The sequence below is a fragment of the Gimesia chilikensis genome (genome assembly GCF_008329715.1).
GTDB lineage: Bacteria > Planctomycetota > Planctomycetia > Planctomycetales > Planctomycetaceae > Gimesia > Gimesia chilikensis.
Genome location: NZ_VTSR01000032.1, coordinates 429,049 through 444,087, shown reverse-complemented (window position 1 = coordinate 444,087; position 15,039 = coordinate 429,049). Strand labels below are relative to the sequence as shown.

Annotated in this window: 9 protein-coding genes; 1 reads left to right on the top strand and 8 read right to left on the bottom strand. The window is 52.6% G+C overall.

What is annotated here, in order from left to right:
• Positions 1-21: 21 nt before the first annotated feature.
• The 7 genes from FYZ48_RS26460 to FYZ48_RS26430 all read right to left on the bottom strand — a co-directional run bounded on the left by FYZ48_RS26460 (position 22) and on the right by FYZ48_RS26430 (position 10,513).
• Positions 22-2,622, bottom strand: coding sequence for a tetratricopeptide repeat protein (locus tag FYZ48_RS26460; protein WP_149345517.1), 2,601 nt, complete (start codon positions 2,620-2,622; stop codon positions 22-24).
• A 339-nt stretch (positions 2,623-2,961) separates the two neighbouring features.
• On the bottom strand, positions 2,962-4,746 hold the full coding sequence (locus tag FYZ48_RS26455) for a peptidoglycan D,D-transpeptidase FtsI family protein (RefSeq protein WP_149345516.1): 1,785 nt from the start codon (positions 4,744-4,746) through the stop codon (positions 2,962-2,964).
• 38 nt (positions 4,747-4,784) lie between these two features.
• Positions 4,785-5,105: a hypothetical protein gene (locus FYZ48_RS26450; protein WP_149345515.1), complete on the bottom strand. Its 321-nt coding sequence runs from the start codon at positions 5,103-5,105 to the stop codon at positions 4,785-4,787.
• A 97-nt stretch (positions 5,106-5,202) separates the two neighbouring features.
• Positions 5,203-7,113 carry a LysM peptidoglycan-binding domain-containing protein gene (locus FYZ48_RS26445; RefSeq protein WP_149345514.1) on the bottom strand — a complete coding sequence of 637 codons (1,911 nt, stop codon included), beginning with the start codon at positions 7,111-7,113 and terminating at the stop codon, positions 5,203-5,205.
• A gap of 88 nt (positions 7,114-7,201) precedes the next feature.
• A complete protein-coding gene (rsmH, locus tag FYZ48_RS26440) occupies positions 7,202-8,122 on the bottom strand; it encodes a 16S rRNA (cytosine(1402)-N(4))-methyltransferase RsmH (protein WP_149345513.1) in 921 nt (306 codons plus the stop codon).
• Between the two features lie 611 nt (positions 8,123-8,733).
• A complete protein-coding gene (locus FYZ48_RS26435; protein ID WP_145039363.1) occupies positions 8,734-9,189 on the bottom strand; it encodes a division/cell wall cluster transcriptional repressor MraZ in 456 nt (151 codons plus the stop codon).
• A gap of 202 nt (positions 9,190-9,391) precedes the next feature.
• Entirely contained in the window at positions 9,392-10,513 is a 1,122-nt protein-coding gene (locus tag FYZ48_RS26430; protein WP_149345512.1) for a glycosyltransferase, read from the bottom strand.
• Positions 10,514-10,743: 230 nt separating this feature from the next.
• Here FYZ48_RS26430 and queA point away from each other — a divergent pair, with 230 nt between their 5' ends.
• Positions 10,744-11,799, top strand: coding sequence for a tRNA preQ1(34) S-adenosylmethionine ribosyltransferase-isomerase QueA (gene queA, locus FYZ48_RS26425; RefSeq protein ID WP_149345511.1), 1,056 nt, complete (start codon positions 10,744-10,746; stop codon positions 11,797-11,799).
• Positions 11,800-11,810: 11 nt separating this feature from the next.
• Here the strand turns inward: queA and FYZ48_RS26420 are convergent, their stop codons facing one another.
• Positions 11,811-14,870, bottom strand: a complete 3,060-nt coding sequence (locus FYZ48_RS26420) for a PVC-type heme-binding CxxCH protein (RefSeq protein ID WP_149345510.1) — start codon at positions 14,868-14,870, stop codon at positions 11,811-11,813.
• Positions 14,871-15,039 lie beyond the last annotated feature (169 nt).

The window sequence follows — 15,039 nt, the reverse complement described above, 5'->3', positions numbered from 1 at the left end:
CAGACAGGTTAATCTTATTTGTCAGGCACCATTTCCAGTTTTGGCCGTAGTCGCCTGCTGATTGGAATAGCGCAACTCCCGCGACCAGTCCAGCCAGCGATTCCATTCCTCACGCCCCAGGTTACTGTCCCGGGAATCAAACACTTTATCGGGCATCTGTTTCAGGATAATCTTGGCCTGCTCCAGCATGCTCTTGGCTTCATTTTTTTTACCCAGGCTTTCATAGCAGCCTGACATTTTCATATAGGCAATCAACACTTCCGTGCATTGTGGATAGCGATTGACGGCATCGTGATACGACTTAATCGCGTCTTCGTACTCACCCGTCATGTACAGCAGATGCGCTTTGCCGAAACAGGTTGATTTCAACAGTCGCTTTCCGAGGGGATCGAGGCGATCCTGACTCTCGAGCCGGCGGAGATCGCGATTCAGACTCTGTAACTGTTCAATCGCCATATTCAAAAAACGATACTGTTTCCGCTGCAGTTCCTGGCGGGCGTTTTCGGTTCGGGCAGTTTTCATCTCCTGCAAGGGTTCATCCGCCAGATTCTGCAAAGCCCGGGCAAGCAGGAACCGTGCCTCATGCACCTTTTCTGATTCCGGGTACCGATTCACGTATTCCCGCAGTCGGCGCGTCGATTCCTCGAAGTAAAAATAGGGTCCCGGCTGTGCAGTCGCCTTCTCACCTTGTGCTGTGCCACCTGCCGCCTGGGGCTTTTTGCCCGCAATCTTCCCGAGGTGAAAATTCAACTTACCCAGTGCAAACAGAGAATCCGACCACTGTTTCGCCTGAGGCGTTAAATTGCTGTTCTCCAGAATCTCTTTCCAGACCCCCTGAGCCTGTTCGAGCTGATCCTGCTCCAGGTGTGCAACGCCCAGCAGATACTTTGCCTGGAACGCAGCCACATCGGTGGGATAGTTCGTCATCACCCGTTCAAAATGACTGATGGCTTCATCCAGTTGATCCAGTTCCAGCAGAATTTCCCCCCGACGAACCAGTGCCTGGGGCATTTTTTTGTCCGGGTTGATATTGATAAACCGGGTCAGCACCTTGAGTGCAGTTTCATAATCCTGACCTTTCTGAAAATGCTCTGCAGAAATGGACAGAATCTCTCCGTAACGATCCGTCGTTTTCAGACGGCGGGCCAGTTCATAATACGCTTTACCACTTTGAATCCAGTGGTCCTGCAGTTCATGTTTCAGACTCTCCTGCTCACTGACGGTCGTCTGTTCGTAGCTGCGTTCAAGATATTCCGCCCACCGCCGATTGGCATTCGCAGCCAGTTCGCGTGCCTGCACCTCAGGCAACAGGGGGGGCAGATATTCGGACAATTGAATTGCGGCGCTGAAATAGGTCACACCATTTTTGATTTTTGCTTCATCAACCCAGTCATTCCAGGCGTCGAGTACGTACTTGCGAAATCCTTCCAGACTGATCCAGCGATTACGAAAATCCTCCGGACTGCTGACTGACCGCAGAGCCGTCCTGTAGGCGATCAATGCTTCTTCAGTACGTCCATTTTTACGGAGCAACTCGGCCAGATGCAGATACGCAGCCAGCCCTTCATGAGTCCCTGCATACCGGTGGGTAGTCTGCTCATAAAAACCGATTGCCGCCTCTTCATCATTCAATGATTCCGCACACAGCCCCATCAGATAGGATGCCTGCCGGGAAAACTTGCGGTCGAGTCCCAGGTTATCTTTGAGTGGCGCCAGGATAGTCAGTGCTTCCTGATACTTACCCTCAGCCATCAACGTCTGCGCCTGGAAGACGAGAGTCACCTGGTTGACCGAGTCCCGCTCCTGAACCTTCGTCAGCACTTCTTCAGCCAGATCGTTTTTCCCCTGAGCCAGCATGATCTGAGCACGTTGCAGGTAGAGGCGATCCTGCGTCACGGGGTTAAGATTGTCTGACTGCAGTGCTGCGGAGTTCAATTTGAATGCTTTCTGCAGTTCCGCGTCCGCTTTGTGATCCAGGTAGATATCAGTCAGCATCATGGATGCATTGAGTTTACCATGCGGCCAGGTCTCGACCGCTTCTTCAAGTAACGGTCGTGACAGTTTCGTCGAACCGAGCTGATAAAGACTGGAGCCATACGCGAAGCACCATTCGGGTCGGTACTTCTGAATGATGGCTCTACGTTCCGCTTCCTTGAGATAGCGGCTGGCAATCAGGTACTGATGATCCTGGGACTCTCCTGTCAGCTCTTCCGCATTGCGAAAGGCAACCACTCCAAATATGTAGTATAAGGCACCAGGAAAATCCGGGTCCTGATACTCCTGTTTCTTGAGCGAGTAAGCCAGGTCCTGCGCGATGGTCCACGACTTCGGATCTTCGCGATCTTCCAGCAGTTCCAGCGATTCGGCCAGAATCTCCTGAGGCGTTTTCTCCGGCTCGCTGGATCCACTCATCAGGTAGATGGTCAACAGCACGAGAAGCGAAGCAGCAATCCCCACCAGCTTCCAGCGCGAACTGACAAACCGCAGCAGGCGTTGAGGCAGAGCGCGCGAACCATCTTCCCCGACTGCAGCACCAGCTTCGGTCACTTCAGCCTCAGCTGTCACCGCTGAGGATTGCGGGTCTGCTTCAGATTCTGGTTGTTTGTTTGTTTCTTCTGCCATGATAGAGCTGCCCGATCAAAAATCGGGAGATCCTGCATAGAACGATCCGATCTGCTGTGAATGTCAGATCAATTCGAAATGGAAATGTGTGAATGGTGGCGGAAACGCCAAAACGAAAAGTAGATTTTCTGACAACCTGAATCAGAGAGACAGAAAACCGGAGAGGAAGCTGTTAGTGTGTCTGAAATGTTCTTGAGAGAGGTGATATGACGGGATTAATAGTAAAAAAATCCGTTTTTTGTCAATATTACTTCAAGTTCAGGGGCTTCCCGGCGAGGCGAATACCGCAAAACCAGTGACTCACCACCAAACCAGGTAAGACGGGGGCACTGGAAAATCTTATCGCAGAATATTACGTACCCGGCTGGCAGACCGTTCCTCTATGTGTGAGCCCGATCGGTCGAACGGCTCGTGGAGGTATAAGAGGGTTTTTCTCAGAATCTCAGCTGCAGGGGGACCGGCGATCGTCCCGCCGTAGTGGTTTTCTCCGACCGATGGTTCATTAACGACCACCAGGACGAGTACCCGTGGATCGTGAGCCGGCGCGCCACAGATGAAAGAACTGACGTGCAACTGTGAGGAATATGCCCCTGTTTTCGGATCCGGTTTCTGAGCGGTCCCCGTTTTCCCAAAGACCTTATACTCGTCCAGTTTCGCCCGTCGTCCCGTTCCACGCTCAACCGTTTCCAGCATGGGAACCTGGACCAACCAGTCTGCCACCTCAGGTGAGACGAGTGGAGTTGAAACCAGCGGACGCACCTGTGCGGGCTCATCCTCGGAACGGGGAAAGTAGTTGTGGTCGATCTGGTCACGAATCAGCCGGGGATTGAGCAGTTTCCCCTGATTGGCCAGGGCCACATGGGCGGTGATCAATTGAATTGGTGTGACAGCGATTTCCTGCCCCATCGGCACAGAACCGGTTGAATAGATATTCCACGATTTCAGGGGCCTGACAATCCCCGTCAACTCACCAGGCAGTTGAATGCCGGTCTTCTGACCAAAGCCAAAAGCCGTGACTGCTTCATACAGTCCCGCGTTCGTTAAACGCTCCCCGATTTTCGCCATCCCGATATTACTGGATTTCACCAGAATATCCGTCACGCTCAACATGCCATAACTGTGATGATCATGCAGCAGACGCTTACCCATGCGGTACTCGCCGTATTCACAATCGAATTCTTCATCCTTACTGATCAGCCCTTTCTCCAGAGCGGCAGCAACGATAAACGGCTTGAGCGTTGAACCTGGCTCATATATGGAAGCAATCGCGGTATTTTTCCAGGCAGTTTCTCTGATCTCTTCTGGATGATTCAGATCAAAGGTCGGCACCGAAGCCAGCGCCAGCACTTCACAGGTTTTGACATCCATCACAATGGCACAGGCACTTTTGGGTTTCCAGTCTTTGACGATCCCCTGCAACTCACGTTCGGTATACAGCTGAATGATTGAATCCAGTGAGACAACCAGAGTTTCTCCATTCCGCGGCGCCACCCGTGAGTCATTGCGGACCTCAATCACCCGGCCATGAGCATCGCGGACCAGGAACCGATAGCCATCCTGTCCACAGATCATGTGATCGAAGGCCTCTTCCAGACCTCCCTGCCCTTTGCCGTCGATATCACGTAATCCCAGCGCATGGGCCGCGAGTGTCCCTTGTGGATACTGTCTGCGATATTCCTGACGAAAGCCCCAGGCATCATCGGCCAGATTCAATGCGCGGATCTGCTTCAGTTCCGTATCCGACAGACGCCGCTTGACCCACAGGAACAGTTTGTCGTCGTTCTGTTTCAACCGCTTGAGAAAGTGCCCCTGATCCAGCCCCAGAGCATCGCAAACCGGAATCACATTCTGATTCCCCTTCAACCGCTGAGGAACTACGTAGAGGCTGTTTGTGACAATCGTGGTTGCCAGCAGACGCCCATTGCGATCGAGGATATCCCCGGGCCGGGCCGGTATTTTTTCTTTAAACACCTGCTGACGGGTCACCACCGTTTTGAACTGACGATGACCGACGTACTGCAGATAAACCAGCCGTCCGGAAATGACCAGCCAGGCAAGAACCACCAGTACGATCAGGCTCCAGCTCCGCCAGCTGATTCGAGATTGAGAGATACCGGATTTCAAGAAACTGCCCACCTGTCCTCAACACCGGGATAAATCTGTTATTTCTGATGTGTCGCCTGCTGTGGCGTTCGCTGCAGATGCCACTGTAACAACGGCATTTCGCGACGATTGGTCAGCGCAGGCTCTGAACTGGACTCGACCTCCAGTTCTCCCCGCTCCATTGAGTTTAGAACCTTACGCGGCGAACTGGCGCGTTGCGTAGCCAGCTTCATTTTAGCATGCGAATTGATCAACACTTCCAGCTGAAAATGCTGTCGGCTGACCTGCCGCTTCAGTTTCAGGCTCTCTTTCTCCAGCGCAATGCCGATCAGAGAGACGGCCACTGCCAGCAAAATGGCACTGATGAAACGGAATAACATCGATTCCAGCCTCTTCCGCACCAGCGGACACAGGCCTGCTGCCTCGCCGCCAGCTCAGAAATGGGAGTAATAAAGACGAACAAAGACGCTTTATCTCTTATCGGCTGGAAGAGTTTCCGGGCACAAGACTGACCCGGCTGGCATCGGTCGGGAGCTGCAATTCCGTACCAATTTGAAGCTTGTTCGGATTTTGCAGCCTCTGTCGGTTCATCTGATAAATCTGAAACCAGCGAGAAGATCGCCCCAGATGACGCTGGGAAATATCCGTCAGAGTATCATTGCTGCCCACACGATACATCGGGCGCCCATCCTGGCTGATGAAAAACCCTGATGCTTTGCCCGGCTTTCGCACGGTGTTACTGCCGCTGAACTCGCTGACAGTAGTCTGATTACTGGTTTTATGAATCGCCTGGTATTGGGCTTCAATCGCAGAGCGATCCGGGGCAATCAATTTTAACCCCGGACGCATCGTTCGGGGATCGCTGACGCGACTCTTGTTAATCCGGGCCAGCAGCTGAAAATACTTTCCACTGCCGTACAGCTTCTTGGAAATCGTCCAGAAGTTTTCACCGTTCTGAACGACATACTCTCCCCCCGTCGCTGCTGCGACCGGCTGGCTGAAGCTCTCTTCCTGCAACGCACCAAACTCTTCCTGAACTGAGACACTCTGAGTAGGCGCAGGCCCATCGAAGAGTCCTCGTGCCTGTGCAGCCGGCTCGGGAGTCATCGCTGTTTCTTCGAAGGATCCCGAATCAATACTGGCTGCCGGACGTTTGACTGTGGTCACGCTTTCTGCCTGCTGGGCTGAAAATTCTTCCGCACGGAAATCGCCAAAACGATCGGTACCCTGAGTCTCCTGTGTTTCACTGAATTCAGAAACCTGAGGCTGTTCAAAGTTCCCTGCATTGGCAGCAGAAACATCTGCCCCAAATTCGTTTGGATTCTCCATCTGACCGGTGGAAGCCTGTGGTTCCGGCTGATCAAAACCGGCATTCCCGAAAGGATCAGGCTCCGACTGGCTGGAGATTTCGGTGATATTGACTTTAGCTGTTTTTTGAGGCAATCCGCCTGAGTTCTGCATCTGTCCCCCGGCACCTTCTTCGGCGAGGTCAAAGTTACCAAACTCATCATCACTCGCAGGTTCAGCCTGCTGAGGCATGGCCTGTGCCGGCTCGCTGGAGGCACCAAAGGGATCTTCTTCCACCTGCACTGCGGCAGCGTTACCGGTCTCAGCCTGTGCAAATTCATTCGCGACCGGCTGTTCCATCAGACCGGAGCCTGCACCCGCTTCCTGAGCATTAAACTCAGAACCGGCTCCGGAGTTGAAATCATTCTGCATGGCTGCCTGAGGCTGCTGTTGTTGCGCAAACTGATCGCCGCCGGCAAAAGGATCTGCCTGAGCGTTATCGAATGTTGCTGGTTCCGACTGATTCTGCATCCCAGAATTAAAATCATTTTGTGCCGGATTACCAAATTCATTGTTGCCAGCAGCAGGCTGGTCAAACGACTCAAAACCATTGTTCGACTGGTTGGCAGCCATTTCCGTTGATTGCGCAGGCTCGCTCTGGTTATTGAATGTTGACTGATTATCGAAATTATCGAAGCCTTTCTGGGCGAATTGATCACCGGCGGGCTGCTCCTGGGCACCAATAGCATTGTCCTGGTTCTGGTTTTCCTGAGGAGTAGAAAATCCGGAATCTCCGCCGCCCGTATTGAAGTCAGCGGACTGCTCTGTAACCTCTGCAGTACCGTTATTTTCTCCGTTACCGTCGGCGAAGGGATCTGCTTCACCCGGCGTCTGCTCCCCCGTACCATCTTCGGCAGGGCTGTTGACAGCCAGTGCTTCCTGGGGACGATTGATTTTCTGATAGACAACCAGACCAAAGGCACTCAGCAGAATACAAATCAGGCAAAGCCCTACTTTGGTCTCGATGGCGATTCCGCCCTTAGGCTTCTCGACACCCCAGTCCTCTTCTGCTGTTTCTTCTGTTTTCTTTTCTTCAGTCATGGCACTGAACCAATTCGAATTAAAAACTGTTTTTACTTTTCAGACAGGCAGTCTCCCACCTGTCACCCTGTGAAATGACTCACGCAAACTATGTTTTGACCGCCACCCGCAGCTTGGCCGTGCGGCAGCGAGGATTGACCCGCTGCTCGGCCTGCGTGGCTGTGATGGGTTTGGCTGTCAGGTTTTTCCATTGATCCCGGTCTTTAAACGCCTGCTTGACCATCCGGTCTTCCAATGAATGAAAGCTGATGATGACCGCTCTTCCTCCGGGCTTCAGCGCCTGAGGCAAGACCGCATCCAGCATGGTCTCCAGTTGTTCCAGCTCCTGATTGGCGGCGATCCGCAGCGCCTGAAAGACGCGTGTTGCCGGATTTTTGCGAGCCGTCGCCAGGGCCTTGGCGGGCATTGCCGCCTGTACCGCTTCAATCAGGTCCGCAGCTGTCCGGACAGGATTCGTTTTCCGTTGCTGAACCAGTTGGCTGGCAATCCGCTGACTGAATCGCTCTTCGCCATAGACTTCCATAATCTCAACCAGTTCCGCTTCAGACAGTGTTTCCAGTAACTGCCAGGCAGGAATGCCCTGTCGTGTATCAAATCGCAAATCCAGATCGCCCGGAGTTTCAAAACCGAAACCGCGCGTTTCATCACTCAGCTGATCGGAAGAGAGCCCCAGGTCCAGCAGAACACGATCGACCGAGGGAATCTGCAGCTCTGCCAGCACCGCGGGAAGCTCTGCATAGCTGGCCTGCCTGAGAAAACACTGCCCGTCCGGCAATGTTTCCGCTCCTAATTTTTCTCTGGCAAATCCCAGCATCATCTCATCACGATCCAGACCGATTAAAGTTCCAGTTGTTCCAATTTGTTTCAGGATATGTTGACTGTGACCACCTGCGCCAACGGTGCCATCCACCACGACCAGTCCGGGCGACAAATCCAGTTGCTCCATGACTTCACGGAGCAGGACCGGTATATGTACGGGCCTTTTCTGATCACCGGATTTCCCTGACATGTAATTGGCTACGATTCTAATAATAAAACAGCTCAATCAATCGTTGATCATTTTCTCAGACAGAAAATCATCACGATTCTGATCACTGAATTCTGATTTGATTTTTTATGGTGGGGGTAGAAACTTGAGAAGTGTCACTCTTAGAGAGATCGATCGCCCGAAAACCAGAGGGAAGAACTCCATCTGACTCTCAAGCGCGGGAAGTTTAGGAAAATTCTGATTTTCTGACAAGATCAGTTAAAGATTTTTAAAACAGGACCGATGGCACTAACGTAAATCGCCTGCCTGAAACAAATTGAGCCTCAGGCAGGCGATTCGGAAACTAACAGGTTTCGTTATAAACTGATCTCGCGGGTCCTGTCCAAGGAGGGAACCCTGAAGCCATCCGCTCCAGGCAGCATCCATTCTACCTGTATTTGGAGACGAACGACCGGTGGCCCAACCCAATATTCTGAGCACACGCAGGTGACATCCATTTCACCTTCAATCCGCAAAGCCCGGTAGCCAGCGGAAGAGTTCCAGATTGTCCTCCTTGAACAACATGAGATTTAGATTTGTTGATACACTCAGTCAGCAATGATGAACATCAATGAATTGTCACGTGAAATGGATTACCAGGGCATTTGACCAAATGCTTGCGCAGCCATCTCATCGAAATGAGGACCATGGTCGTTCAGATAGGTGTTCCAACGCTCGGTATTCCAGATCTCAGCGTGGTCCTGAACTCCAATCAGAACCACTTCCTGTTTCACTTCCAGGCTGGCCAGTTCAGCGAGTCGTTCGGGGATACAGATGCGCCCCTGAGAGTCGACTTCCACCTTCTCTGCCCGTGCATAGTACAACCGCAGATACTGGGCTGCCTCCGGGCCATTCCTGGAATATTCTTTCAATCGTTGTGCCTGCTGTTCAAATCCTTTCTCTGAGAAAAGCAACAAAGACGATGCAGTACCAGGTGCAATATAAATCTGGGTGAAGTCCTCGGTGATAAGCTCTTCCTTGAGCCGTTTGGGGATTGCCAGTCGACGCTTTCCATCCAGAATCTTGTTGAAAGTTCCCGTTAACGCCATTGGCCCCCACCCGTCACCACTTCTCACCACAGAGTGCTGAATTTACCACCCAGAAAGAAATCGTCAAGCATGATTAAATGCGTAAATCGGATTCCTGGAATCGGATTCGTCCTAGATACTTATCTGGATTGGAATTGCGACTTTGATGATTTTTAAATTTTGTTGAGAGGGGGTGATTCTGGTGTGAATAACCGGTGGAAAATCAGTCCGTCAGAGACAGGATCTGGGAATAAATCTGGTCATATTTCCGGGCAATTGACTCCCAGGTAAACTCCTGTTCTACAAGAGTTTGCGCATTCTCAGCCATCTTGACAAACTGGGCAGGTGAGGTCCTGAAATCGACCAGTGCCCGGTGAAGCTGATCAATTGATCCGATTTCCACCAGTGTCCCCTGCTCTCCTGGTTGAATCAGCTCAGAAATTCCATCAACTCGGGTCGATAAGACAGGCAATCCAGCAGCCATCGATTCAAGTACCACGTTGGGCATCCCTTCCCACAGAGAAGAGAGCACCAGGCAGTCTGCCGCCCGCATCAGTTCCGGAATCTGGGGCTGCCATCCAGCGAAATGAACCTGACTGGAATATCCAGATTCAGAGACTCTCTGCTCCAGTTCAGTCCTCAGGGGACCATCTCCGACAAACAGCAGATGAAACTCAGGTGCCTGGCTGGCAAATTTCAGAAATGCCGAAAGCAGATCGTGGGGTGCTTTCTGGGGATCGAGCCGACCAACCGAGAGAACCACCTTGGCATCAGTCGGTATATTCCAGCATGTGAGATCTGCAGGTACTGCCTCCGCAAACCGCTGAAATTCCACTCCGTTGGGAACAACAGTGATTTTCGCGGATGATAAACGACCGGTTTGAATCGAAAAGTCAGCCACGGACTGACTGACACAGACATTCAGCTCCACCAGTCGATTTGTGAGCCGATCCAGAAACAAATGACCGTTTCGTCGCTTTTCAGACACGCGAATTCCGGAAACCACATGTGGTACATGTGCCAGGCGGGCAGCCAGCCGCCCCGCGAGATTGGCGTGAAATAGAAATGTTTGCAACAAAACTGGTTTTTGTGCTTTGAACTTTTGCGCCAGGTGCCAGATAATGCGGACGTCTCGTGCTGAACGCACCTGTAAAATTTCTGTTGGGATCCCCGCCTGCTGCAGCGGCTCGACCAGTGGACCGGAACCGGTCAGCGAGTAAACAACAGGAGCCCAGCGTTCTCGATTGAGCCGCGTGACGATCTGTACCAGCGCACGTTCCGCCCCTCCGGGCTGCAGACCGGTAATGCAAAATGCGATCGGATAAGGTGCGTGGCTGTCAGACAACTGTCATCTCCTGGCAGAATACCGACTTCGCCTGAGGACAGGCGGGCAGGCTCTGTTTCTATTGTTCCCTCAGGGTCAGTCGCAGCAAGCTCAGATTGAAAAATTGTGTTTGTTCTGACCAGAGTAATATCAAACGTTCGTTAAAATCCGCCATTTTCAGTCGTTTTCCCGGCCATACTGCGTCTGCCGAACCTGAATTCCCTCGATCACAGCCCAACGAAACAATACCGATGCCCCGTTTAGATGCCTTCGATTATCACCTGCCCCCGGAACTGATTGCCACTGAACCCACCCGCCAGCGGGACCAATCCCGTCTCCTGGTTGTCAACCGCCGGGATCGTTCCATACAGCACAGCATGATCTCCGATCTGCCTCAGTTTCTGAATCCCCAGGACTGCCTGGTTCTGAATGATACCCGCGTGCTCTCAGCCCGAGTGTTTGGAGTTCGCCAGGCCACGGGAGGAAAGTGGGAAGGACTCTACCTCGGATCCAATGCCGAGGGGGAGTGGAAACTGATGAGCAAAACCCGCGGCAAACTGGTTCCCGGCGAGACAATCGAACTGACTCCCGCACATTCGCGCAGTGAAGAGAAACAGCTCTCGCTGATCATGCAGTCCAAAGATGACGAGGGCTACTGGACAGCCCTGGTACAGTCCGATGAAGATCATCACGCCCTGCTCTCGCATTTCGGTACCATGCCCCTGCCCCCTTACATGAAACGCGATCTGGCGACCGAAGAAGACTGGGAACGCTACCAGACCGTATATGCCAACCAGCCTGGTGCCGTCGCTGCCCCCACCGCGGGACTGCATTTCACTCCCGATCTGCTGGCTAACTGCACCGGAAAAGGAGTCGGGGTTGCCAAAGTCACGCTGCACGTGGGTATCGGCACTTTCAAACCCATTGCCTGTGAAACTCTCGAAGAACACAAAATGCATTCAGAATGGTGTGAACTTCCGGGAGAGTCCGCTGCATTTCTGAATCGGACGCGGGAACAGGGAGGCCGCATCGTTGCTGTGGGAACGACCAGCGTCCGCACACTGGAATCGGTGGCTCAGCAGGGGCCACTCCAGGCCTGGCAGGGTGAGACCGATATTTTCATCTATCCCCCCTATCAGTTTCAGGCGGTCGACTGCCTGCTGACCAACTTCCATCTGCCGAAATCAACACTGCTCGTGCTGGTCAGTGCATTTGCCGATACCGAGTTGATCCGGGAAGCCTACGAAAAAGCTGTAGAAGCGAAATACCGCTTCTACAGCTATGGTGATGCCATGTTGATTATTTAGCAGCCGCCAGCTTATTGCGGCTTGGCAATATCTTTCGGTACCTGACCATCCAGGTAACGCCAGTTTTTGATGAACGAAATCAGATCCGCCATCTGCTGCGGGTTGATGGTTTTCTCCAACCCGACCGGCATCAGCGAAACACCGTTGGACTTCATTTCATCGATTTCATCCTTCAGCACGGTTATGGTTTTTCCTTCCGGCTGCGTCAGCGTGATCGATCCGCCGCTGTCGGAAGAAATAATACCGGTATGCACCACACCATCAATGGTGATAATCGTGTAACTGAAGAAGTTCGCATCGATAGCCCGGTTTGGGTCCAGAATGTTGGTCAGCAGATACTCTGGTGTCTTGGTACGGGAGTCGCCGATATCAGGAGCAACATTCACGCCCAGTTCACCAATCCGGTGACAGGTCACGCAGTTCTTCACAAAGATCTGCTTTCCGGCCAGAGGATCAGCTTTCAGCTTGAGTGACTTCTGGTAGTCAGCCAGAACCTGCTTCCGGTCGGCAGGAATCGCTGCAGCAAACAAGGCGGCTGCCCGCTTCTTGATTCCAGCATCACGGTTCCGTTGCAATCGAGTAGAACGTGCGGGCCCCAGTTCAGAAATCTTGATCTCACCCTTTTCGATTTCATCCAGAAGTACGTTCGTCCGATCCTGGCTGGCCAGCATCGCATCCAGAATGGCCCGACGCATGCCGGGAGTCTGCTGGGCAAAGCCATCCATCAATACCGGTCCGATCTGTGCATCCCCGTAAGGGCTGATCGCTTCGATGGCGGCAATCTTCACTGCCTGCGAGTTCTTACCCTGAATCAGATCCAGCAGCGTTTTCCCGGCTGCATCGAAACCAACAAACTGCAACACACCGATCGCTTCCAGCTTCTGAGCCAGCGGACTCTTCGGATTCGCTGCCGTTTCTACGATCTTCTGGTAGAACTGATTCAGTTTGTTCTGATCCGCTTCTGAAAGCTGCGCTTGATAGGCGGCGATCGATTTCCCTCGGCGTCGGAGGCTGTTTCCCAGTCCTTCGAAGCCGGCAATCTGCAGAGGTAGATATGAATCCGCATCCAGGCCCGCAATCAGGGACAGCGTCTCCTGAATATCGTCTGCCTTGAGCTGCGGACCAATTACTGCTGCCATTTCTCCCACGGCTTCAGTCACACTGGACTTGGCGGTTACTTTCTGACCAGACTGTTTTAACTGCTTCAGGAACGATTTGAAAATTGGCACACTCTGATTGGCTGCAGAAGAAAGCACAGCGGCACGGGTCCAGCTGTCATCGGCCCCCTGCAACATCAGCTGTGCCAGTTCCTCAACCATCGAGCTACTATCACCCGCTTCTCCCAGACTGATTGCCAACTGGAATCGCAGCGTGGGATCTGCCGTGTCGACCAGAGCCAGCACCTGTTTTTTCAAGTCCTGATTCTCAGCCAGACGCGGTTCGCTCAGACGAACCGCCTGTCCCTGCACGCGCGGTGATTGATCTTTCAACGCCTGCATCAAAACAGCGTCACTCAGTTTTCCCAGTCCTTCCAGAGACCAGAGTGCCTGGATGCGGGCCTGTTCGTTTTTGCCTGCCGTCACCAGTTTTTCGAGAGCAGGCTGCAGAGAGGCATCCTGACCTTCAAAAATCAGTCGAGCTGCGGTCTCCCGCTGCCAGGAATCTTTCGAAGACAGAGCAGCGATGAGGTCTGCCTGCGTGGCATCCTTCAACGAAGTGTAAACACTTTTATTGATTTTGGATTTCTTAGGTACGATGCGATAGATCCGGCCGCGATCGATCCCGTCATTCAGGTCGGAACGCTCTTTCAGTTCGACGGGCATAAACTGCGGATGTTCGATCACCGCACGATACATGTCGCATAGATACAGTGCCCCATCCGGTCCGTTGTACATATTGACGGGCCGGAACCATTCATCCCGGCTGGCGATGAACTCAACTTTATCGCGTCCGTATTTGGAATCGTAGGTCGCTCCCATCGGAGTCATCACATCACGGTGCACCAGATTGGCAGTCGGCTCACAGGTGAAGCTGTTGCCGTAAAATGCTTTCGGGAACAGATCTCCCCGGTAAATGGTCACACCACAGGCAGCAGTAAACTGTCCGGCGTGCAATGTCGAAGTCGTCCAGGTACGGCTGATCGCATATACGCGGGAGTCTTCTCCATCGGGAGAGACATCATGATAGACCGACTTCACAGCCAGATAAGGATTTCGTTTCAGATACCGGCTCTCCAGCACGATGTGTTTGTTCGGATTACGGTTGGAACAGACGAACCGATTACAGTAGTCGTCAAACGTCAGTCCGAACTGCCCGATCCCGGAAATTGATTCGTATTTGCCGGTCAAGGGATGAAAACGGAAATCGAGACCGTTAATCGGAACCTGCTGCGCATTTTTAGTCCACTCGGGATGGGTCGCGATCACGGATCCGCCACGCAGACCATTGGAAATGTAAATGTGGTTATCCAGGCCGAGTGTCGGATGGTTGGCACGCAGCTGCGAGTTTTCTTCTTTGAAACCGGTGAACCAGGTTTCGACCAGGTCGGCTTTGTCATCGCCGTCCGTGTCCTTCATAAACTGCACCTTGCCAGCCAGGGTGACGATCAGCCCCCCTTTCCAGGGTTGCACCCCGGTCGCAAATAACAGCTTGTCTGCAAAAACAGTCGCCGTTTCGTAAAAGCCGTCCTGATCTTTGTCCCGCAGCAGCTTAATCCGGCTCTTGGGAGCTTCACCCTCTTTAGGTCCATGAGGATAGTCCGTCATCTCGACCACCCACAGAACACCCGATTCATCAAAGGCAACAGCGACCGGGTTAACCACGTTCGGCTCGGACGCCACCACCTGCATTTCAAAATCAGGATGCACGACCGTCTGTTTTAAAGACTCCTCCGGCGAGAGAGGCGACTTGGGTACTGCCGATTCCTTCTCAGCAGCCACCGCGAATTTCAGACAGACACCGGCCAGTAGAGCCAGGCATCCCCAGCGTCCCCATTTCAGGAACCTCTTGCCTGTGCTCAAAGCACGTCTGTGAGAACCGGAGAAAACTGCGAGATGTTTTGCTTGTTTCATGTTTGATCACCGTAGTATTTCAGACAGAAATCTGGATGGAATGATAACGAGGAATTCAGGTTGGATAGAATCTATCCTAACTGACCGACTGACGATTCTCTATCTCGCTTCCGACACGATTTCGAGATTCTGCGGAATTTATAAACAATATTAACGTTTGGCGGCACCA

What these genes read in the sequence shown, in the direction of transcription:
- FYZ48_RS26420 (WP_149345510.1), bottom strand. Translation starts at nt 14,870, where the DNA reads ATGAAACAAGCAAAACATCTCGCAGTTTTCTCCGGTTCTCACAGACGT.
- FYZ48_RS26435 (WP_145039363.1), bottom strand. Translation starts at nt 9,189, where the DNA reads ATGGCGTTAACGGGAACTTTCAACAAGATTCTGGATGGAAAGCGTCGA.
- FYZ48_RS26460 (WP_149345517.1), bottom strand. Translation starts at nt 2,622, where the DNA reads ATGGCAGAAGAAACAAACAAACAACCAGAATCTGAAGCAGACCCGCAA.
- FYZ48_RS26450 (WP_149345515.1), bottom strand. Translation starts at nt 5,105, where the DNA reads ATGTTATTCCGTTTCATCAGTGCCATTTTGCTGGCAGTGGCCGTCTCT.
- queA (WP_149345511.1), top strand. Translation starts at nt 10,744, where the DNA reads ATGCCCCGTTTAGATGCCTTCGATTATCACCTGCCCCCGGAACTGATT.
- rsmH (WP_149345513.1), bottom strand. Translation starts at nt 8,122, where the DNA reads ATGTCAGGGAAATCCGGTGATCAGAAAAGGCCCGTACATATACCGGTC.
- FYZ48_RS26445 (WP_149345514.1), bottom strand. Translation starts at nt 7,113, where the DNA reads ATGACTGAAGAAAAGAAAACAGAAGAAACAGCAGAAGAGGACTGGGGT.